18 protein-coding genes are annotated in these 21,400 nt (G+C 55.4%); all 18 read right to left on the bottom strand.

Annotated features, from left to right (window positions below; genetic code table 11):
• Nucleotides 1-242: 242 nt before the first annotated feature.
• The gene (locus C2E25_RS13790) at nucleotides 243-1,517 is read right to left on the bottom strand and encodes an ABC transporter ATP-binding protein (RefSeq protein WP_103116309.1); all 1,275 of its coding nucleotides are present in this window, start codon (nucleotides 1,515-1,517) and stop codon (nucleotides 243-245) included.
• A 10-nt stretch (nucleotides 1,518-1,527) separates the two neighbouring features.
• Nucleotides 1,528-2,355, bottom strand: a complete 828-nt coding sequence (locus C2E25_RS13785; RefSeq protein ID WP_103116314.1) for an ABC transporter permease — start codon at nucleotides 2,353-2,355, stop codon at nucleotides 1,528-1,530.
• Nucleotides 2,356-2,366: 11 nt separating this feature from the next.
• On the bottom strand, nucleotides 2,367-3,281 hold the full coding sequence (locus C2E25_RS13780) for a glycosyltransferase family 2 protein (protein WP_233189438.1): 915 nt from the start codon (nucleotides 3,279-3,281) through the stop codon (nucleotides 2,367-2,369).
• A gap of 3 nt (nucleotides 3,282-3,284) precedes the next feature.
• Nucleotides 3,285-4,190, bottom strand: coding sequence for a decaprenyl-phosphate phosphoribosyltransferase (locus C2E25_RS13775; RefSeq protein WP_233189437.1), 906 nt, complete (start codon nucleotides 4,188-4,190; stop codon nucleotides 3,285-3,287).
• Nucleotides 4,129-5,877, bottom strand: a complete 1,749-nt coding sequence (locus C2E25_RS13770) for a tetratricopeptide repeat protein (protein WP_103116307.1) — start codon at nucleotides 5,875-5,877, stop codon at nucleotides 4,129-4,131. Before C2E25_RS13770 ends, C2E25_RS13775 begins: the two co-directional genes overlap by 62 nt.
• Nucleotides 5,877-6,803, bottom strand: a complete 927-nt coding sequence (locus C2E25_RS13765; RefSeq protein ID WP_103116306.1) for an ABC transporter ATP-binding protein — start codon at nucleotides 6,801-6,803, stop codon at nucleotides 5,877-5,879. The genes C2E25_RS13770 and C2E25_RS13765 overlap by 1 nt, the downstream gene beginning before the upstream one ends.
• Nucleotides 6,796-7,752 carry a tetratricopeptide repeat protein gene (locus C2E25_RS13760; protein WP_199177438.1) on the bottom strand — a complete coding sequence of 319 codons (957 nt, stop codon included), beginning with the start codon at nucleotides 7,750-7,752 and terminating at the stop codon, nucleotides 6,796-6,798. Before C2E25_RS13760 ends, C2E25_RS13765 begins: the two co-directional genes overlap by 8 nt.
• Nucleotides 7,722-8,510: a hypothetical protein gene (locus tag C2E25_RS13755; protein ID WP_103116305.1), complete on the bottom strand. Its 789-nt coding sequence runs from the start codon at nucleotides 8,508-8,510 to the stop codon at nucleotides 7,722-7,724. The genes C2E25_RS13760 and C2E25_RS13755 overlap by 31 nt, the downstream gene beginning before the upstream one ends.
• Nucleotides 8,511-8,621: 111 nt before the next feature.
• The gene (locus C2E25_RS13750; RefSeq protein ID WP_103116304.1) at nucleotides 8,622-9,011 is read right to left on the bottom strand and encodes a hypothetical protein; all 390 of its coding nucleotides are present in this window, start codon (nucleotides 9,009-9,011) and stop codon (nucleotides 8,622-8,624) included.
• A 35-nt stretch (nucleotides 9,012-9,046) separates the two neighbouring features.
• Complete coding sequence (locus C2E25_RS17995) at nucleotides 9,047-9,274, bottom strand: type IV pilin protein (protein ID WP_103116303.1); 228 nt, start codon at nucleotides 9,272-9,274, stop codon at nucleotides 9,047-9,049.
• A 289-nt stretch (nucleotides 9,275-9,563) separates the two neighbouring features.
• The gene (locus C2E25_RS13740) at nucleotides 9,564-10,958 is read right to left on the bottom strand and encodes a sigma-54-dependent transcriptional regulator (RefSeq protein ID WP_269845117.1); all 1,395 of its coding nucleotides are present in this window, start codon (nucleotides 10,956-10,958) and stop codon (nucleotides 9,564-9,566) included.
• 251 nt (nucleotides 10,959-11,209) lie between these two features.
• On the bottom strand, nucleotides 11,210-12,826 hold the full coding sequence (locus tag C2E25_RS13735; protein ID WP_158247274.1) for a two-component system sensor histidine kinase NtrB: 1,617 nt from the start codon (nucleotides 12,824-12,826) through the stop codon (nucleotides 11,210-11,212).
• Between the two features lie 41 nt (nucleotides 12,827-12,867).
• A complete protein-coding gene (locus C2E25_RS13730; protein WP_103116301.1) occupies nucleotides 12,868-14,085 on the bottom strand; it encodes a type II secretion system F family protein in 1,218 nt (405 codons plus the stop codon).
• A gap of 169 nt (nucleotides 14,086-14,254) precedes the next feature.
• A complete protein-coding gene (locus C2E25_RS13725; RefSeq protein ID WP_085010888.1) occupies nucleotides 14,255-15,382 on the bottom strand; it encodes a type IV pilus twitching motility protein PilT in 1,128 nt (375 codons plus the stop codon).
• Nucleotides 15,383-15,445: 63 nt separating this feature from the next.
• The gene (gene pilB / locus C2E25_RS13720; RefSeq protein ID WP_103116300.1) at nucleotides 15,446-17,146 is read right to left on the bottom strand and encodes a type IV-A pilus assembly ATPase PilB; all 1,701 of its coding nucleotides are present in this window, start codon (nucleotides 17,144-17,146) and stop codon (nucleotides 15,446-15,448) included.
• Between the two features lie 90 nt (nucleotides 17,147-17,236).
• A complete protein-coding gene (gene aroE, locus C2E25_RS13715) occupies nucleotides 17,237-18,103 on the bottom strand; it encodes a shikimate dehydrogenase (RefSeq protein WP_103116299.1) in 867 nt (288 codons plus the stop codon).
• Nucleotide 18,104: 1 nt separating this feature from the next.
• Complete coding sequence (locus C2E25_RS13710; protein WP_103116298.1) at nucleotides 18,105-19,082, bottom strand: bifunctional riboflavin kinase/FAD synthetase; 978 nt, start codon at nucleotides 19,080-19,082, stop codon at nucleotides 18,105-18,107.
• Nucleotides 19,079-21,163 (bottom strand): ribonuclease R, encoded by a 2,085-nt coding sequence (gene rnr, locus C2E25_RS13705; RefSeq protein WP_158247273.1) that lies wholly within the window; start codon nucleotides 21,161-21,163, stop codon nucleotides 19,079-19,081. The genes C2E25_RS13710 and rnr overlap by 4 nt, the downstream gene beginning before the upstream one ends.
• Nucleotides 21,164-21,400: the final 237 nt, after the last annotated feature.

Here is a 21,400-nt window from a genome sequence, read left to right as displayed (position 1 = left end):
ACGACAAGACCCCCGATGAGGCATATTGGCAAAAACCCCGGCCCGGCTACGCCGGACCGGCACTCAGGCTGGCGGCATAACCATGAAGGCTTTCCACCTTATTTCCGCCGCCGACCTGTCCGAACATCGGTGCCAGCTCTGACTATCTGTTCTTGTGTCAGTTAGATAATGCCACATAACTTTCAATTCGTATTGAGTTTCTATACAATCTAAACAGTTCAAATAATTTTGCTTCAGGTAGCTCAATTCTGGATGTCCGTTTTCCAAACATGGTTCACCATCAATCCCTCCTTGATCGACGGTTGAATGCCTGTGCCAAAAAAGTCTCCTGTTTCTACACGGACCTGTCCTGCATTCTCAATCGCATCTTCAATCTCTTTATTTACCACTACTTGCAAATCATAAGTATATACACCCTCAAACAGAGGAGTTTTTTCGATCTCCATAAAAACTTCTCCGCTACCACTCAAACAATTAAACCCACCATTACTATGCAAGTTATTACAAACAAAAAGTATTTCCCCATAACTGTTTTTTAGTATAAATCTAAACCAAACGTTATTCAGATTACAAAAAGACGAAACATAAGAAATCTTAAATCTTAGCCTCTCGCCTGAAATCAACAAATCGGTTTCATTGCCACCATCGTCAACAAAACAGCAATCATATAATCTGACGTGCCCACGACCCTTCCTATCTAATCTTTCTATCAACGTTTTCTTACTGAAACTATTATGCAGTGAAAGATATCTTTGAATACCATCACCAACATCACCAAAGAAAAATTTTTCCCCTTTATTCAGATTCATGACCTTTGTGCACAATTTTTTTACAGACCCCATATTATGACTGACATAAAATATTGTTCGCCCCTGTCTGCCAACATCTTCCATTTTGCCAAGACACTTTTTCTGAAAAGCCACATCACCGACCGCTAACACTTCATCGACAATCAAAATCTCAGATTCCAAATGGGCGGCTATTGCAAAAGCCAAGCGAACGTACATTCCTGAAGAATAACGTTTGACCGGGGTATCCAAAAAATTTTCTACTTCGGCAAAAGCAACTATTTCATCGAATTTTCTTCGTATCTCTTTTCGGGTCATTCCAAGAATGGCACCGTTCAGATAAATATTTTCTCGGCCCGTCAGTTCAGGATGAAACCCTGTCCCGACCTCAAGCAAACTCGCCATTCTTCCTCGAAGAGAAATTCGACCAGTCGTAGGTTCTGTAATTCGGCTCAATATTTTAAGAAGGGTCGATTTTCCTGCTCCATTAGGACCAATAATACCGATCCGTTCTCCCTGATCGACAGCAAATGAGATATCCTTCAATGCCCAGAATTCCTCAACCCGGCCACTGAAGACACCACTCCCGGAGATTCTAGGACGCAAAAGAGAACTTTTGACAGCGCTGAACTTTTCTGTCAACGCGTCACGCAAGGTGGGAAACCGCTGCCTGCTTTGGTTCAGGAAGAACCGCTTTGACAAACGTTCGATCTTTACAACCGTACTCACATCACCCCCCTCAGATCACGTCAGCAAATCCCTTTTCAGCTTTACGGAAATAGGCAAAGCCAGCCCAGAAAAAAACAACGCAAAGCACCAAAGAAAGCAAAAACCCGGGCCAGTAAATCGTTGCCGCCTTTCCTAGAATGGACCAGCGAAAACCGTCTATCACTCCGACCATCGGGTTCAATGAATAGAGCAGACGCCATTTATCCGGGATCACATTACTGCTGAACCCCACTGGAGACACGTAAAGGCCAAACTGAACAATAAAAGGTATAATGAGTCTGAAATCCCTATATTTGACATTCAAGGCAGACAACCAGAGGCCGCCCCCCAGAGCAGACAGAACTGCCAGTGCCAAAAAAACGGGTAAGGCAAGAATGTGCCAACCGGGAACAACATGATACCAGACCATCAGCAACAGCAGCAGCACAAAAGAGATCAAAAAATCAACAAAGCAGACAATGATTGCACTTGCCGGCATAATGACACGGGGGAAATACACTTTGGTAATCATCCCGGCGTTAATAATCAGTGAATTGCTGCTTTCAGTTAACGCTCCGGAAAATAGCTGCCAAGGAAGCAAGGCCGCAAGGACCAGTATTGGGTAAGGGGCATCTCCCTCTGAGGGAAGCCGGGCAATCTTGTCAAAAAGAACAGTAAAAACAACAAGGACCAAGAGTGGCCTCAGCACGCTCCATACCACACCAATGACGGTCTGTTTATAACGGACCAGGATATCCCGCCATGCCATGAACAGAAATAGTTCCCGGTATCTCCAGAGGTCCAGCCAATACTGCTGTCTGGTTTTACCAGCCTCAATTACAAGATCATACTCATCCATATCTGCCATTATTATCTGTAATGTCCCTGAAGCTCACATCTGAAAAAACCGCGAACAAAACCACATAGAAAACCTATGCCAAATTTCCCCATTTCCCGGTGTTTCCTCGTTGGAGAGAAAATCAGAAACATGTGTCGACTACAGTTTATCCCGACCAACAAGAAGAGAATCTTAGGGTATCGTCTCCTGAGTTGAGAGAAGGAGAGACCGACGACCATCGGCTTACTCAACCTGGGAACCAGCAACGGTGGATGATGATAGCCAAGGTCTGCAAGGCTGATTACTGTTTTTGAGGCAAGATGGAAACGAACAACAAACTCCACGTCCTCCTGGCCAACAAACTCGGAGACAAACCCGCCCAGATCCTCAAGAACATCACGCCGATAAGCCATGCAGCGACTGGTCATAAAAAAAGAATCGTGAAAATCATATTTATCCTTGATCAAGCCGAAACTGGCACTCCCATGAGGAATCAGAGCATCGACCTCTCGGTTATCGTCAAAAGCCTCGATCAGGCGGGAGAGGAAAAACGGTTGCAACAATACCGTGTCATCGTCCAGAAAAAGGATGATTTCGCCCTTTGCGCGAGCAAGTCCGAAGTTACGCGAATATCCCATGCGACCATAATTTTTATCCAGCGGGAAATAGCGGATGTTCAGTTGCTCAGAAAAAGCTTCGCAGAAAGCCCTCCCTTCAACGGTCCCACCTCGATCCTCAACCAGAACAACCTCGAAAAGATGGCGAGAGAGATCCTGCTGCGCCAGAGAGTGCATAATCCCTGACAAAAGATCGAGACGCCCATAAAAGTTGATGATGCAGGAAATCCTTATGGTGTCCGACCGAGGCGCAAACTCGGACAAGTCCCCCTTGAGATCAAAGGGGAACAACTTATATAAAAACGGCAGCACCCTCGCACGAGAATTCACAATTCACCCCCCGTAAACATCCCAACTCATAAGCAGAATCCAAGCCAGACCGGTGAGCAGAAGAAGATGGTCCCTGAGCAGCGCCCGGGTTGGGTCCCCCCCCTGACCAGACAATACCCGCTTAACAAAAGCCAGCAGCCCAAAACAGCTCAACGGGACAACCCAGATGGTGCTTTTGTGGCTGATAACATACACAGTATAGGTTACCAAGACGGCCGCACCGGAAATAAACATGCTGGCCTCAAGAAACCCTTGTGGATACCGGGCCAAGACCGTCCGGATCATCTCGGGAGCCTGCCCGCCTTCGTGGCACAATTCACTGAGCCTCTTACCGCAGACCAGGAAAAGTGCCAATAGAAACACGCTGAGAAACAGCCAGTCAGATATTTTCACTCCAAAAGCCTCTCCACCGGCAAAGAGGCGCAAAAGAAAGCCGCTAACCACGCAAAAGAGCTCAATCAGCGGCACATTTTTCATATACAGGGAATACGCTATTGAAATAGTGAGATATGTCAGCAACAACAGAACAAACCGAGTTGAAATCAGGGAAGCTGCAACAAGTCCGACAACAGACAACAATCCGGCAACAGCACCGGCTGAAACAGGAGAGATCCGGCCCGCTGCTAACGGCCTGTTCTTTTTTCGGGGATGAAGCCGGTCCTGTTCGCGGTCACAAATGTCATTGACAATATAACTGGCGCTTGAACCGAGGCAGAATGCCGCAAACGGCCACACCACCTGTCCCAATCCATAATGTCCTCCGAAAAGCGTCCCGCCCAGAAAAGGGGGAAACAGCAGCATCAGGTTTTTGAGCCACTGGTGGGGGCGCAACAATTGAAAACAACATTTAAATTTCATGATTTTCAAGGCGGCGGATGAAGGTTGCCGCCGCTCCGCGATAGTAGGCATCCCGGGGGGCTCCGGCATAGGCTTTCTTGAAAAACTCAAGGGCCTTGTCCCGCTCTCCCAGAGCGAGATAGCGCTTGCCGATCCGGTACAGCGTAAAAACCCGCGGTTTGATCAGTTGCTGTTCAAGCAACCAGCTGAGGTTTTCCCTGTGAATGGCCGTTTTCGCCTCGACGGTCGCCACTCGGCCGAGGCGTTGATCATTGATTCGGATCAGCGACTGCAGAAGCTCAAAATACCTTTTCGGCTTTTTATCCAGCAAGGGAAGAAGTCTGTTTCTGGCACCGTCGGGGTCTCCCTCGTTAAGAAGGATTGCCGCAAGATTAAGATCATCATTGATATAACCTGACCCAGAATCTTCCCTCCCGATCCCGCGCAGGATTTTCTCGGCTTCCGCCGTTTCTCCCCGCCTCAAAAGAGCTGAGGCTAACTCCGTCTGGACGGCAACGAAGCCAGGACTCTTAGCTGCAGTATCTCGATAGAGACGCAAGTTGTCCTGCCAGACCCATGAACGCTGCAATACCGTCCCGAAAAAGACCAGCAACAACAGCGTCAATCCCAGACTGAATCTCCTTCTGGAAGCACCCGCAAAACGTGCCCACTGCGACTGGACGAACCAGGCGGCAAGAGGAGCGGAAAAAGCGACGGACGCGTAAAGATATCGTTCCGCCAGAGGCGTCCAGGTCATTTTGCCGAAAACGACAATCAGAGCCGGAGAGAGGACGCAGAACGCCATCAGACCAAATGCTCCCGGCACATCCATACGCCTTAATAAGCAGAAGAGTATGACAGCAAGGACAATGCCGGACAAGACATACCACCCGGAGACTTCAACAATACCGAAATTCAGCGGCCAGGGGATCAGCAGCTTCTTGAAATAGAACCCGTAAACCTTGAAGGTGATCCGCACATTGTTCAAAAGATCAAAATCCCCGCCTGGCACCCCTTTAAGAGCGGTCCTGATCCCCGTGTCGCGGGCAACAGCCAGGTAGCGCAACAGAAAATAAACCCCGATAGAGGCTGTTGTGAGCAATAGAGGCCGCCAACGCTGCTGCATCCTGCGCAGCAGACTCTTGCGGGAGGGATAAACAATTATCAGCCAAAGCAGCCCGGGAAGGATAAATACAGCCACTTCCTTGGCCAAGCCGGCCAGAACAAGAGCCACCCCCGCCCCCAGAACCACAGCTGACCTGTTCGTTGCCAGCGAAACCATAACCAGGTACACGGCCAGCAGCAGGAACAGGGTCATCAACAGGTCGGTACGACCACTGATCCAGCAGACCGATTCGGTTCCCAGCGGGTGCAGGGCAAAGAACAACGCGGCAATCAAAGCCGTTCCGACAGCCTCTTTTTCCCGCTCAGGATAAAGTGCAACCAGTTGCCGGGAGACAAAGAACACCATCAGGCTGCAGGCGAAATGCAGCAGAATATTGTGCAGGTGCATGAAGGAGGCGATCATGCCCCAGAGATCCCGGTCCAGGAGATAACTCAGGATGGTCAGGGGCCGATAATAATAGGCGGTACCACCGGGAAGAAAAAGCTGCCGCAGGTTCAGCGGTCCGGCCTGATCAAGCCGGCTGATCATCTTCAGATCATCGACCGAGTTGTATCCCGCGGAAAGCGTCGGATAATAGGCGAGCAGAACCGCCAGGAACAGGAAAGCCAGCCAGTGCCAGGGTTTGAGACGCATCATAGCTCCCCGGCCTGACGCACCAGCGACAGGAAATAATTCTCAATATCCCGCCGCTGCGGTTCTACGAGATCGAAGGATCCTCCACTCCGGAACAACTGCGAAGCAAAATCATTGAATCGGTCCCGGGGGACAAAAAGCTCCTGTACAACATCATCCCGCCCCTTGTAGCCAAAGGGCTGAAGAACCTTGTCAGGACAGTTGCTGACTCTGCAGAAGTATCCTTCAACCCCTTCACGCAACAATCCGGCAACATCTCTCTGCGCCTGCAGGACGCCACCGACAATAACCCCGATCCGGTCACAGACCCGTTCGACGTCGGCCGTCACATGGGTGCTGAAGAAGACTGTTTTCCCCTTTGCCTTCAGATCAAGAATAATGTCCTTGACCAGAGCGCGGCCGATGGGGTCAAGCCCACTCATCGGCTCATCAAGAATATACAAATCGGGGTCATGCAGCAGGGTCTGCGCCAACCCCAGCCGTTGTACCATTCCCTTACTGTAACTGCGGATCGGCCGACCGGCGGCAGTGGTCAAATCCAGCATGTCGAGCACACGTTCGGCGGCCATCAGTCCCTGCTGTCTGGCCAACCCAAAACTGTGAGCCACCAGTGCAAGAAATTCCCGGCCGGTCAAGGTGTCAGGGAAAGCCGGATTTTCCGGCAGGTAGCCGACCCTTTGCCTCGCCCCGGCCATCCCGGCAGGCTGACCGAAAAGAGTGACCCGGCCTTCGGTCGGCCGAATAAGCCCCACCAAAGTTTTGATGGTGGTACTCTTGCCGGCCCCATTTGGTCCCAGGAAACCAAAGATTTCCCCGCTTCGAACCGTCAACTCCAGTTGACGCAACGCTGCAACCCGCTGCCATTTCTTGCCGCGGTAAACCTTGCTCAATCCGTGAATTTTGATCGGAAATGAAATCTCAGTCATCACGCAGTGTCTCTTCGGGGGTTACATCGACCTTTTTCTTTTTTCCGGCCCCTAAAGTCAGGCTGAATTTGCTGGTGGTCCGCACCCGGTGATCTTCAGTCAGATAAAAACGCCCTCCGTACGGATCTTCAGGAATCTCGGCAAGCATCCCCCTGGCCGTCAGATCTTCCAGCCCCAACGGCCATTCGCCATAGCGCCGACGATACCCATCCACGGCCTCTTCAATCTGCCGCAAGGCCTTGAAGGCGGTGAGACGCAAACGCAAAACTTTTTTTACCGAAGCGATTCTGGCACCGGCCAATTGAGTCTCCAGATAACCTATGGCCATTTCCGTCTTACCAACTTCCTGCAGATAACGGCCGGCCAACGTCTTGAACATAGCCGCTCCGGAGAGTTCACCGGCCCGCATGTACATCTTCGCCGCGCCTTCGAGATCTCCCAGGAAATAAGCCTTGTTGAAGCCGACGAAAAACGGCAGCTGCCAGTCCCAGTTCCGATAACGCATGCCATACTCGAGCAATTCATTCGCCAGTCGGTACTTGCCCACATCCCACACCAGAACCGCCTGACCGAAATAATAGGCATCCATGTTATATGGATCAAGCTTCACCGCCGTATGGATGGCACGGGACATGGCGGGATAATCAACAGCCTTCACCAGCAGCCGCGGATCATCGAAATGTTCGACCAACCCGCCGAAATAAAGGGTGACCCTGCCTAAAATCGTGGCTCCCAGCAACGCCCGAAAATCGGGAAAAAGCAGCTTGAGAGCCTGAGGATGGGGTATCAGCCCCAGTTTTTCGACAAACGGCCGCTGTTCCATGACTTGCCGAACAGGCCCCAGCAACTGCACGTACAACGTCAGAAGCACTCCGAAAAAAGCGAATATTCCAAGTCGCCTCATCATCTCGCCCACACTCACGGGATCTGCCGCCGGGCAAAAATCCAACCCGACAGCCCGAGCAGCAAAAGCGTATAGACCAGAAAATATCCGCCACTCAACAGTAGCTGAGACGTCTGCAGGGGCAAGCCATAGATTGCATACAGCTTGATGTCGAAAAGACTGAAGTTCGGCAACAGATAGTAAAGACTGTCCGCCAGCCTTCGCACCGCCAAACTGATATCGGTCGCGGCCGATGACCGCAGGTAATCATGAACCCCCTGGGACGCCCCACCGACCAGATAGATGGCTATGGTACCGAAAATCGGCAGAAAAAAGGACGTGCTGAAGGCAGAAAAACAAAAGGCGAACGCCACCAGCAGCAGGCATTTGAGCAGATCAAGAGCAATACAACCAAACACCACGGTCCAAAGAATCGGCCGGCCAGGTGGATAACCGGCGGCGACGAAGGAGGTGACCAGCCAGGTCATCCCTCCAAGGACCAGGGCACTGAGGCCCAGGAACAGAGCGATGCCGGCATAACGTTCCCACAGGTATCGCTCGCGACTCAAAGGCAGGGACAGCAGGGCATGACAGTAACGACGATCCAAATCCCGCCAGAGGACGGTGCCGCCGAGAAACAGCGCCAGGACAAGCAGAACCAGGGAGGAGAGGGACAGACAGAGGGTCAGGCAGAGGCTGACCACCTGCCGCATGGACAGTGTACTGACCGCGGGAATGGCAGCAAAAACCACCAGGACCATCAGCAGCCCGCGAAAAACCCGATCCCGAAATATCCCTTTCAGTGTCGCTCCAAGAAGTGTCATCTTTATCCGGACCCCCCAGGTCACCCAGAAGATCTCAATGGGAGCTGACCCCGCAGAAAAAAACGGGGCACCGAAGCACCCCGTTCCAACACATTTGCAACCAACCGGTCCTTACATCGTCTTCCAGCCAGTGCCACTGAAGTCACTCGTATCAGTCCCATTCAAAGCGCCACTGTTATAAGCGGCAGTCCCCGGATCGGCAACACCCGTGGTGACATAGATAGCGGTGCTGTCATAGGAGCTGCCGTAGGCCTTGGTGCCGCTCTTATGCTGAGTCATGAGGGCATAGCCACCCGTGGCGGTATTCCACGCAACACCGACGCCGGTCGATGTTTTACCGATCAGAGCAGTCGAAGAGGTTGCAGTCGTGGGATCCCCATACAGGGAAAGCCCGGTGTTATTCGCCAGATCTAGAGTGCCCGTCGCGTTTGAAGAAACCGCGGCAAAACAGCTCGGCGCCAAGAAAACCAGCACTGCGGAAATAACGATGATCTTTTTCATGACAATCTCCTGTCAGGTTTATGTGCATTTAAGTCTTACTGAAGAGCCAGCACCGCCGGATACTCCTGGGTGTCGGCCATGTAGGCCTCCATACCGGTCTTCAGGTTCTTCAAGTCGGAATTGGCCGCGCTGTTGTAAGCCTTCTGCCGATAGGAGGCAAACTGCGGGATGGCGATGGCGGCCAGGATGCCGATGATCGCGACGACGATCAGCAGCTCGATGAGGGTGAAACCCTTTTGATTCTTGCGGAACTTTTTCAGCATGTTCCAACTCCTTTCCTTCGTTCGAGTTCAGGGATGATTCCCACCTTGGTTAAAACCGCTTCTGACTTTATCGGCCAACAGCTGTTTCCTGTTTAGCCATTTCGTCCAACCTTCTTTGTCTTTAGGTATTAGCAATCTTGGTGCCAATCAAAAAACGGTCTAAAAATCCATGATTCATCAAATATTTTTCTTATATTTCAAGAGGTTGCGACTTCCTCAATATTTCCCCGAAACGGTTGTCCAGGAGCGGGTGACAAAAGGCGGCACTCATGCAGCAGCCAGCGCCGTTTTATGACCCTCCCGCGTCATCATCTTCTCCGAAGCCGAACTTGGCCAGCCGGTAACGGATCGAACGAAACGATATATTCAGCAACTCGGCCGCTTTCTTGCGCACCCCGCCGGTGCGATCAAGGGCCTTGAGCAGGATATCTTTTTCAATGCCGGCCAGGTAGTCATCCAGGTCAAGACCGTTTTCCGGCAGTTCCTGCAGTCCGCCACTGCCGACAGTCCCGGTGCGCAGCATCTGCGGCGGCAGGCAGTCGCTGGTCAGCCCCCGCCCCTGGCTGAGAACCGTGCAGCGCTCGACAACATTCTCCAACTCCCGGATATTGCCCGGCCACTGGTAATCGAGCAGGGTGCGCATGGCGTCTTCGGCGATATCGACCTTCTCCGAAGGGCTGTACTTTTCGAAAAAATGTTCGATCAGCAGGGGAATGTCTTCCCGTCGGCGGCGCAGAGGCGGAAGATCGATGCGAATGACGTTGAGTCGATAGAAGAGATCTTCGCGAAAATTCCCTTCGGCGACCTCCGATTCGAGATCCTTGTTGGTGGCGGCGACGATCCGCACATCGACCTGCTGGTTTTTCGTCCCGCCGACCCGGCGGATCTCGCGATCCTGCAGCACCCGCAGCAGCTTGACCTGCATCATCGCCGGCAGTTCGCCGATTTCATCCAGAAACAGGGTGCCGCCGTCGGCCACCTCGAACAGGCCCTCTTTGCGCTGAATCGCCCCGGTGAAGGAACCCTTTTCATGGCCGAACAATTCACTTTCAAGCAGGTTTTCCGGGATCGCCCCGCAGTTGATCGGCACAAAGGGCTGATCACCCCGCTCGCTGTTGTAATGAATGGCTCGAGCCACCATCTCCTTGCCGGTGCCGCTTTCACCGGTAATCAATACGTTGACCCGGCTGTCGGCAACCTTCTCGACCAGTTCATAAACCTCGCGCATCGACTTGCTTTTACCGATCAGGTTGCCGAAGGCATAGCGTTGGCCGAGTTCCTTTTTCAGTTGCAGGTTTTCGTGGCGCAGTTCCTTGCGTTCCAGGGCATTCTTGACAATAAGGCGGATTTCATCATTGCGGAAGGGCTTGGTGATGTAATCATAAGCGCCGAGCTTCATCGCCTCGACCGCCTGTTCGGTGGTCGAAAAGGCGGTGATCATAATCACCACCGTCTCGGGTGCCCGTTCCAGAACATGGGCGAGAACTCCAAAACCGTCAAGCCGCGGCATCTGGATATCGGTAATCACCAGGTCGTAAGTCTTTTGTTCCAGCCGTTCGACCGCCTGGCTGCCATCCTGCACCGCGTCAACCCGGTAGCCCTCACGATGCAGCATGATACTGAGAAATTCCCGCATGCTCTCTTCGTCGTCGACGACAAGGATATGATATCCGCTGCTGCTCAAGAAAAGATCCTCCTGCTGGGCAATGAAGTTGCAAGCTTAACGTTTTTAAATGGTCTGTTCAAGCCGAATTCACCCAAATCCACCGGCTGTTTTGTGGACCGAGGGTGGCGGAACGGGTGGAGATGCGAGGCGTCGCGCCGATTCGGGCGCAAACGTAGCCGAGCTACGTTGAGCACCGAAGCGGTGAAGGCAACGAAGCAGATTCAGCCGTAACGACAACCGAATCCCGAAATTGCCGGTGGTTTTGGGTTTCAGGACAACACCAGGCCGGGTCCGAAACAGAGCAGAAAACGGGCGCCGCCAAGAGCACCGGTTGTCATTTCAACACGTCCCCCATGTCCGTCAATCAGGGAATAGACCGTTGCCAGCCCCAAACCGCTGCCGGCGGCCTTGGTCGTGAAAAAGGGTTCAAAAACCCGCTCGGCGATATCCGGGGGAATCCCCGGGCCTGAATCCTCGATGGCGATCAGACCCCGCTCCCGGTTGATACCGATACGGATTTCGCCTGCGCTGTCCATAGCCTCGGCGGCATTGATCAAGATCCCCCAGAGAGCCTGGCGAACCTGGTCTCGATCGACCAGGAAACGGATACCACTCTCATAGTCCCGGATGAAAACAACCTGGTCGAAGCGGGGATCTGTACCACAAATATCGATCAATTCGTCCAGCAGGCCAGAGATGTCGCAGTCCTCAGTCCGGGGCGGCCTCGGTCGGGCATAGGTCAGAAAATCGGTCAACAGGCTGCTCAGGCGGTCCGCTTCCTTGACGACAATCCCCATCAGTCGGCGATCTTCGTCACTGACCCCCTCGGTCTCCATCAGCAGTTGAACGGAACCGCTTATCGACGCCAGGGGATTGCGGATTTCATGCGCCATGGCCGCCGAGAGCCGGCCGATGGCGGCAAGACGATCACTGCGCTTGAGCTGTTCCTCCATCTCCTTGACCTGGGTCAGGTCCTGGAAACTGACCAGCAGACCGAGTTCCCGGTTGCGTGGATCACGAATGCCGCTGGTGGCATAACCGAGAACCTTCCGTTGCCCGGACGCGTCGAAAATATCTCCTTCGGCTCGCTGATGGAAAACAAACCCCTGCCCGGACATAATTTCCAGACCGGGGAAAAGCTCATCGACCCGGCGGTTGTAAACATCCTTCAGACTGCGTCCGCAGATCATTTCGGCGGCCCGATTGAAGAGACGGATACGCCCCTGGCTGTTGACGATCATCAGACCGCTGCTGATGTTGCCGAGAATCGCCTTGTTCAGGGCTTCAAGCTCATCGTAATCGATGCGCTGTTCGGCCAGGGCCGCTTCACTACGCCGCCAGCGTTCCGACAGGGCGCCGCTCAACAGGGCGGTGAGGAAGAAGGCGACGACGTGGATAAAAATGGTATAAAATGCTTCCCGCCCGGCAACCGGGTCCAGTCCCGGCAGTCCCGCCGGATGCGGCAGAACCTGATAATACTGAAAGTCGATCAGCCCCCCGTACAGAATCGAAGAGGCGGCAGCCACAATCAGGATTTCTCGGGTCGAAAAAAAGACACTGGAACTGATGATGATAAAGACGAACAGGAAAGGAAACGGACTCTCGGTCCCGCCGGTCAGAGCAATCAGCAGAAAACAGAAAACCAGGTCCCAGGCGATCTGGGTGTGGGTGAACAACACCAGGTTCTTCACCCGGGGCAGCGACAGGGCGCCGGCAAGGGCGTGGGCGAAGGAAAGTCCGATCAGCAGATAAAAAAAGGGCAGCGCGGGATGGGCGGAGGTCAAACCGTCCCGGACCTGGTAAACGACCGTACCGCCGAGGAAGATACAGATGAAAACGACCCGCAACAGCAGAAACCACCCCAGCTGCTTGCGGGATGGTTTCAACTGCCTTCGAGCTGAGGAGGAACCTGGCATCGGGGAAGGCATCAGCCCCCGACAGTACCGGCCAGTTTGAAGATCGGCAGGTACATGGCGATGACCAGTCCGCCGACCGTGGTACCGAGGAAGAGCATCAGCAACGGTTCCATCATCGATGTCAGGTTGCTCACCGCGTCATCGACTTCGTCGTCATAGAAATCCGCAATCTTGTTGAGCATGGTATCGATGGCCCCCGACTGCTCGCCGACGGCGATCATCTGGCATACCATGGGAGGAAACACCCCGGATTTTTCCAACGGCTCGGCGATGGTCTTGCCCTCGCTGATGCTGGAGCGGACCTGGTAGATAGCTTTTTCAACAGTCTTGTTGCCGGCCGTCTTGGCGACAATCTCCAGTCCATCGAGGATGGGCACGCCGCTGGAAATCATGGTGCCGAGAGTCCGGGTGAACTTGGCCACGGCAACCTTGCGGATCAGCACCCCGAAGATCGGCAGTTTCAACGAAAATTCATCGATTGCTGAACGCCCTTTGGGAGTGGCGTATATCTTCTTGAAGGCGAAGATCAGCAGGACGATCCCGCCGATGATGACCAGAATGTAATGCTGGATGAAGTTGCTCAAGGCGATAACAACCAGGGTCGGCCCGGGCAATTCGCCGCCGAAATCATGAAACATCTTCTCAAACTGCGGAATAACGAAAATCAGGATGACACCGATGACAACCACGGCGATGCCGACCACGGTCGCCGGGTAGGTCATGGCGCTCTTGACCTGCTTCTTCAGCTTGAGGGCCTTTTCAATATAGGCGGCGAGACGGTTGAGGATGGTGTCGAGGATACCGCCGACCTCACCGGCGGCGACCAGGTTGACATACAGTTCATCGAAGGCCTTGGGGTGCTTGGCCAACGCGTCAGCAAAGGTGGACCCGGACTCGACACTCTCCTTGATCTCGGTGAGGATTTTCTTGAAGGTCTTGTTCTCCTGTTGCCGGGAGAGGATGTCGAGACACTGGACCAGCGGCAGACCGGCATCAATCATGGTGGCGAACTGGCGGGTGAAAACAACCAGGTCCTTGGTGGTGACCTTCGGTTCGAAGCCGGGAATCCGGATCTCCATGTTCATGCCCTTGCCCCGTTCCTTGATCGACGAGGGCATGATCCCCTGGCGACGCAGAGCCGCCGTCACCGCCCCCTGGTCAGGGGCCTCCATGGTTCCCTTCTGGACTTTGCCGGTTCGAGTCTTTCCCTCCCAGGCAAACTTGGCCATGCTTCACCTCACATTTGAGTGGCGTCGCAAAAACTCACCTGCAGCTGCGTTGCGACGCTTGTTCTCACTGCTTCGACGTACGCCGGTACGCCTCATTGCTCGACAATCGCGCGCCTTGCTGCCGGCGCTTTTTGCTTAGCCAACGGCATTTTGCTTTCTTGTGAAAGCCTCACATTTGAGTGGCAACGGGACGCGCGCCGCTGCCGGATTGAATCCCCCGCTTCAGCACCGACGCGGGGTTGGCGATCATCTGCTTCAGTTCGTCTGTATCCTGGGACCGCATCATCGCCATCTCCAGGCTGATCTTCTTGCCGTGATACAGCATGAAGAGGGACTGGTTGAGGGTCTGCATACCGAACTTTTCCTGCCCCATCTGCATCTGTGAATAGATCTGATGAACCTTGTCATCGCGGATCAGGGCACGAATGGCCATATTCGGCACCATCACCTCAATGGCCAGCGCCCGACCCCGGCCGTCAGCCTTGGGAATCAGTGTCTGCGAAAGAACCCCCTCGAGGACGAAGGAAAGCTGGGTCCGTACCTGGGTCTGCTGATGGGGCGGAAAGACATCGACAATCCGGTTGATGGTCTGGACACACGAATTGGTGTGCAGGGTCGCAAAACAGAGGTGGCCGGTCTCGGCAATGGTCAGGGCCGCTTCGATCGTTTCAAGATCCCGCAGTTCACCGAGCAGGACGATGTCGGGGTCCTGGCGCAGAATGTACTTGAGCGCTTTTTTGAACGAATGGGTGTCGGCACCGACTTCACGCTGGTTGACCACGCACTTCTTGTGCGGATGCAGGTACTCGATCGGGTCTTCGATGGTGATGATATGCTCGTGCCGCTGTTCGTTGATGTAATCGATAATCGAAGCCAGGGTGGTCGATTTGCCGCTGCCGGTCGGCCCGGTCACCAGCACCAGGCCGCGCGGCCGTTGGGCGATGCGGGAAACAACCGGCGGCAGACCGAGCTCATCAAAGGTCAGAAACTTGTAGGGAATCAGCCGGAAAGCGCCGGCGATGGCACCCCGCTGCATATAGATGTTGCCGCGAAAACGGGCCAGACCTTTGACCCCGAAGGAAAGGTCAAGTTCATTCTCTTCCTCGAATTTGCGTTTCTGGGCATCGGTCAGAATGCTGTAGCAGAGCTGCTTGGTGTCAGCCGGAAGCAGCGGGGGCAGCTTGAGCGGCACCATCTGTCCGTCAACCCGCAGCTGCGGCGGGGTTCCGGTTGTAATGTGCAGGTCCGAACCGCCCGCCTCAACCATGGTCTTGAGAAGCTGATGAATACTGGCCATTATGAATTCCTTACCTCACCGCGTTCAGATAAAACAAGAAGAGCATGCCCCGGCACAGACAGATCAATCGTCGGCAACGGTGCAGCGCACCACCTCTTCAAAGGAGAGCATCCCCTCCTCCAGCTTGGTCAGAGCCGCCTGGCGCATGGTCTTGACACCGAGGCGCATCGATTCCCGCTTGATTTCCGCGGTGTTGGCCCCGGCCAGCACCATCTCGCGGATATCCTCGAACATCGGCATCACCTGGTAGATTCCGACCCGTCCCTTGTAGCCGGTATCATTGCAGTTGGAACAGCCCCGGCCCTTGTAGCAGACCACCTCATCAAGCCGGTTTGCTGGTAGTCCGGCCTCAATCAACGCTTCCTTGGGGATATCTTCCGGCTCCTTGCAGTTGGAGCAGACCCGGCGACCAAGGCGCTGGGCGGTGATCAGGTTGACCGCCGAGGCGACCAGGAACGGCTCGATCCCCATGTTGAGCAACCGGTTGATGGTACTCGGGGCATCGTTGGTATGCAGAGTTGACAGCACCAGGTGGCCGGTCAGTGCCGCCTTGACTCCGATCTCCGCGGTCTCAAAATCCCGGATTTCGCCGATCATGATGATATCGGGATCCTGTCGCAGAAAGGCGCGCAGGGCGGACGCAAAATTGAGGCCGATCTCCTCGTGCATCTGCACCTGGTTGATGCCGGCGAAGTTGAATTCAACCGGGTCCTCGGCAGTGGAAATATTTTCGGTTGATTTATTAAGCTCCGCCAGGGCCGAATAGAGCGACACCGTCTTGCCGGACCCGGTCGGGCCGGTCACCAGGACCATGCCGAAAGGCTTGTGGATCTGTTCCTTGAACCACTTGAGGGCGTTCTCCTCGTAGCCGAGCTTGGTCATGTCAAGCTGCAGGTTCGACTTGTCGAGCAGCCGCAGACAGACCTTCTCGCCGAACAGGGTCGGCAGACAATTGACCCGGTAGTCCATATCCTTGCCGCCGGGCAGCTTGATCTTGATCCGCCCGTCCTGCGGCAGGCGCCGCTCAGCGATATCCATCTCGGACATGATCTTGAGCCGCGAGGTGATGGCGTTTTTCAGCTTCATCGGCGGCTTCATCACCTCGTAAAGCACGCCGTCGATCCGATAACGAACACGGAACGATTTCTCGTAAGGCTCGATATGGATATCTGAGGCCCCGCGCTTGATGGCATCGGTCAGGATCAGGTTGACCAGCTTGACAACCGGAGCGTCTTCACTGGCCTTTTCCAGCTCGCCGACATCGACATCGTCCTCATCGTCGATGACTTCCAGGTCGATGTCCTCCAGGTCACCCATAACGTCATCGAAGGAAGCGCTCTGGTCATAGTACCTGTCGATGGCCTCCTTGATCGACTGTTCCGGCGCGACCACAACTTCGACGTTGTAGCCGGTCATGAACTTGATGTCGTCGATGGCGAAGATATTGGAGGGATCGCTCATGGCAATGATGAGCGTGGCGCCGGCGCGGTTGATCGGAACGATCTGATATTTCTGGGCGACTTCGGCGGGAATCAGCTTGATGACGGCTGAATCGATTTCAAATTCGGCCAGATTGATGGATGGAACGCCATACTGACGGGAAAGGAAAGCGGCCAGCTCCTCTTCTTTGATGAAGCCGAGCTTGATCAGGCTGGCACCGAGTCGACCACCGCTGGTTTTCTGCTCTTCAAGCGCCTTGGCGAGCTGGGCGTCATCGATCAGGTTATTGCGAACCAGCAGTTCGCCGAGCCGGTTACTGGTCATTCTCAGGCCACTCCCCCCGAAAAGGTCTCATTTGCAAGTGCTGTTCATCTTATATAACACCCAAAAGGGTGTCAACCAGCCGTCAGAAGCCTAACTTGTTGCAACTTCTGCCAAAAGCCGACACTTCATCACGCCGGATGGCGGACTCTGGCCGGTCCAGATTCTGAACGCCAGCTCTCCCTGGGCCGCCAGCATGCCGAGGCCGTCGGCGCAGCGACAACCCTGTTGTCCGGCCCGAAGCAGCCAGGGGGTGCCGCCGCGACGATAGACGATATCGTAGCAGCGGGTCTCCGACGACAGGTATTGCCAGGGGAACCCTGCAAAGTCCTCACCCTGCAGGCCGATGGAGGTACTGTTCACCACCAGGTCGCACTCGGCAACCGCGACGACCAGATCCGACCCTTCAAGTCCGATTGCTGCAAAGGATGTGCCCGGAAGCACTGTGGTGAAATCTGCCGCCAATTGTCGCGCCCGGCTGCAGGTTCGATTGGCGATGGTGATCCGCTCGGCCCCGGCCCGCGCCAGGGCGACCGCAACGGACCGGCTCGTTCCACCGGCACCGAGCAGCAGAATACGTCGGCCACGCGGATCAAATTGCAAATCGGTCTGCAGCGAGGCGACCAGACCGTCGCCGTCGGTATTGTAGCCAACCAGCCGGCCGGACCGCTGCACCACCGTATTGACCGCCCCGATCAGGGCGGCGTCGGCATCGACTTCGTCGAGCAGCGGGCAGATCGCCTCCTTGTGGGGGATGGTGACATTGACCCCCCAGACCTGCAGGGCCCGCAACCCGTCAACCGCCCGCGACAGTTGTTCGGGCGTCACGTGAAAGGGAACATAGATGGCATCGACCCCCGCCTGCTGCAAAGCGGCATTCTGCATGGCGGGAGACAGGGAATGCGACACCGGATCACCGAAGATACCCAGGACCCTGGTTTTGCCGGTCAGCCCGCTCACCTCAGGCCCCCTTCTCAAGGCCGCAGTCGAGGTAGTCGCGATAAACGATCACCTCCCGGCCGGCGAGAAGCTGCCGCGCCCGGTCGACATCCCTGCGGATCTGGACAATCAGGTCATCCACTGAGGAGAAAACCATCTCTTCGCGCAATCGTTCGACAAAATAGACCCGCAGCGACCGGTCGTATATATCAGCTGAAAAATCGAGCAGATGGACTTCCAGAGAGATCCTCTCGGTCCCGAAGGTCGGGTTGAAACCGATATTCATCACACCATCGAAAATCCGTTCATCCAGCCTGACCTTGACCGCGTAGACGCCGGGACGGGGCAGGACCTCCTTGTCGGTCAGCAGATTAGCGGTCGGAAAGCCGAGCGATCTGCCGCGACTGGCGCCATGGATGACGCGCCCTTCGAGATTGAAATGCCGTCCGAGCAGGGCCACGGTACCGGCGACATCCCCGGCCGCCAGTCGCCGGCGCACCAGCGTCGAGCTGAAGACCTCCTCGCCACGCCGGATCGGCTCCAGCATCTCAACGGTAAAACCGGCCTGTTTCCCCGCCCGGCGCAGAAAATCAACATCGCCTTCACGATTGCGTCCGAAAGCGTAGTCGTAACCGACAATCAGGTGACAGATGCCGAGCCGGCCGACCAGAATTTCTCTGACGAAGTCCTCCGGGGGCATCTCGGCCATCTCACAGTCGAAGGGAATGGCGGCCAGAACATCAATGCAGGAAGCAGCGATCAGGCGTTCTTTTTCGGCATAGGTGTTGAGCAGGCGCGGAGCGCGTTCCGGTGTCAGAACCTTGAGAGGATGGGGAACAAAGGTCAGGACCGTCGCCAGGCCGTTCAACTCCCGGGCGCGACGAACCACGCGCCGGAAGATTTCCCGATGCCCGAGATGGACCCCGTCGAAATTGCCGATGGTCACAACACCCCGCTCAAGGGGGGGACAGCATTCATCAAGCTGGCGAATGATTCTCATGGGGTTTCCCGCAGGACAAAATCGATCTGTCGGGCCTCCTGATCAACCCGGGCCACGCGAATTTCAAGATGGTCTCCCACCTGAAAAATCCTGTGGCGATTATAGCCGACCAGGCGTTGTAAATCTTCCTCAAAATGATACAGGTCATCCTCAAGAGCGCTGACATGCAGCAATCCTTCAACAAAAACCTCTTCAAGTTCGATAAACATGCCGAAGGACCGCACCGATGCAACCACACCGTGAAAGGTGTCACCGATCTTCTTCTCCATGTACTGGCATTTTTTCAGCTGCACCTGGTCCCGTTCCGCCTCCATGGCACGCCGTTCGGCACGGGAGAGCTGCTCACAGAGGGTTTCGAGGGTGCTGCGCCTGGGGACCGGACCGCAAGCCGTTTCTTCTCCCCGGTCGCGGGTGATTTCACGATGCAGGACACGGTGTACGAGCAGGTCCGGGTAACGCCGGATCGGCGAGGTGAAGTGGCAGTAACACTCCATGCCGAGTCCGAAATGACCGGCATTGTCAACCGCGTAGCGTGCCTGTTTCATCGCCTGCAACAGGGCCTGATTGATGATCCGGGCGGTCACCGGATCATCAGCCTGCCTGAGCAGATCATGAAAATCTCCCGGGGCGGGACCGTCCGGAGAGAGGTTGAGGCCAAGACCGAAGTGGGCCAGGTAATGCTGCAGGCTGAGGATTTTCTCCTGCGCGGGCGGCTCGTGAATGCGGTAGGGGAAGGCGACCCTCCGCTCTTCCAGAAAACCGGCCACGGCCTGGTTGGCCGCCAGCATGAACTCCTCGATGATGCGATGCGCGAACAGCCGCTCGCTGCGTATAATCGCCTCCGGACGACCGCGCAGATCGAGAACCACCTCGGCTTCGGGCAGGTCGAGATCGAGGCTTCCCTGCTCCACCCGCTGTCGATGGAGGACTTCAGCGAGATGCACCATGGCGGGCAGCTGTTCCAGTCCCTCCTGTCGCGACGGGAGTTCGCCGTCGATGGCCTTCTGGACCTGACGATAAGTCAGTCGCGCAGCACTGCGGATGACCGCACGATAAAAACCGGCCCGTTGCGGCCGGCCGTCGACGGAAAAGCCCATTTCGGCAACCAGCACCAGGCGGTCGACCCCGGGATTGAGTGAGCAGATACCGTTGCTCAGAGTTTCCGGCAGCATCGGCAGACAGCGACCGGGAAAATAGACGCTGGTACCACGCTCACGGGCGTCGCGGTCAAGAGGTGTTCCGGGCCGCACGTAGTGGGCAACATCGGCAATGGCGACACGCAGCAGATAGCCGTCCGCGGTCTCCTCGACGCAGACCGCGTCATCGAAATCACGCGCCGTCGCTCCGTCGATGGTCACAAACGGTAGCTGCCGCAGATCCCGGCGGCCGGCACAGTCCTCTTCGGCCACCGCCTGCGGCACCGACTCGGCGACCGCCAGCGCCTCGGGACTGAACTGATGGGGCAGGTTGAAGCGGTGAGCGGCCACCAGCAATTCGACTTCGGGGTCATGAAGATCCCCGAGGATGCGCATGATCCGACCGCGCGGCGGCTGACCGCCTTGCGGGTAGACCCGGATAGCGGCGATCACCACCTGGCCGGGGGCTGCCTGCAACCCTTCGCCGCGTGGAATCACCAGCGGCGGAACCGGATCTTTCCCGAGAGGAACAACCAGGTTTTCTCGTCGCCCGCGCTGATAAACACCGACCAGTTCGCTGTGGGCCCGAGCAAGGATCCGCTCCACCCGCCCCTCGTAACGACCGCGACTGTCGCGCCAGGCGACCACCGCCAACCGATCCCCTGCCATCGTCTCGCGCAACTCCCGCGCCGGGAGAAAAACATCCGGCTGGTCGACATTGTCAACCTGCAGAAAACCATAGCCGTCCCGATGCAGGGACAAGACCCCTTCCAGACGCTTGCGTGCCGCCAGGCGATAGCGATCTCCCTTGAGACGCTCCAGCAGGCCGCGGTCGGCCAGATCGGCCAGCAGAGCGAGAAAATGGCGCCTTTCATGCCGTCTGACACCGACCTGGCGACCAATTTCTCCCGCCGCGTGAGCACCCGGGTTGTCCGTCAGCCACATCAACACCCTGCGGCCATAATCCGTTTTTTGTTTTGACGATCTTCTCATTGGCTATAAAATCAACCATCTCTCATTCAAATGCAAGCTTTGCATAAACCATATCTGCAATTTTTGCAGTCAGGCAACAGCAACGCTTGATGCAAACAAGCTAACATCGCATTTTTACAACACCCGGCAAGCTGGCACAATTCATGCTTAGAAGAGTTTCATAATACGTCGGAGCAATCAGGCAATCCG

The organism is Geothermobacter hydrogeniphilus, from assembly GCF_002898515.1.
In the GTDB taxonomy this organism is placed as follows: Bacteria; Desulfobacterota; Desulfuromonadia; order Desulfuromonadales; family Geothermobacteraceae; genus Geothermobacter_A.
The sequence above is the reverse complement of the archived record's forward strand: the minus strand, read 5'-3'. Positions and strand labels throughout refer to the sequence as shown.

Bases quoted from the DNA above. Each gene is read 5' to 3' on its own strand.
- rnr (WP_158247273.1), bottom strand. From the start codon at position 21,163: ATGTGGCTGACGGACAACCCGGGTGCTCACGCGGCGGGAGAAATTGGT.
- C2E25_RS13755 (WP_103116305.1), bottom strand. From the start codon at position 8,510: ATGACACTTCTTGGAGCGACACTGAAAGGGATATTTCGGGATCGGGTT.
- C2E25_RS13710 (WP_103116298.1), bottom strand. From the start codon at position 19,082: ATGAGAATCATTCGCCAGCTTGATGAATGCTGTCCCCCCCTTGAGCGG.
- C2E25_RS13785 (WP_103116314.1), bottom strand. From the start codon at position 2,355: ATGGATGAGTATGATCTTGTAATTGAGGCTGGTAAAACCAGACAGCAG.
- C2E25_RS17995 (WP_103116303.1), bottom strand. From the start codon at position 9,274: ATGCTGAAAAAGTTCCGCAAGAATCAAAAGGGTTTCACCCTCATCGAG.
- C2E25_RS13725 (WP_085010888.1), bottom strand. From the start codon at position 15,382: ATGGCCAGTATTCATCAGCTTCTCAAGACCATGGTTGAGGCGGGCGGT.
- pilB (WP_103116300.1), bottom strand. From the start codon at position 17,146: ATGACCAGTAACCGGCTCGGCGAACTGCTGGTTCGCAATAACCTGATC.
- C2E25_RS13775 (WP_233189437.1), bottom strand. From the start codon at position 4,190: ATGCCTACTATCGCGGAGCGGCGGCAACCTTCATCCGCCGCCTTGAAA.
- C2E25_RS13765 (WP_103116306.1), bottom strand. From the start codon at position 6,803: ATGACTGAGATTTCATTTCCGATCAAAATTCACGGATTGAGCAAGGTT.
- C2E25_RS13750 (WP_103116304.1), bottom strand. From the start codon at position 9,011: ATGAAAAAGATCATCGTTATTTCCGCAGTGCTGGTTTTCTTGGCGCCG.
- C2E25_RS13730 (WP_103116301.1), bottom strand. From the start codon at position 14,085: ATGGCCAAGTTTGCCTGGGAGGGAAAGACTCGAACCGGCAAAGTCCAG.
- C2E25_RS13770 (WP_103116307.1), bottom strand. From the start codon at position 5,877: ATGCGTCTCAAACCCTGGCACTGGCTGGCTTTCCTGTTCCTGGCGGTT.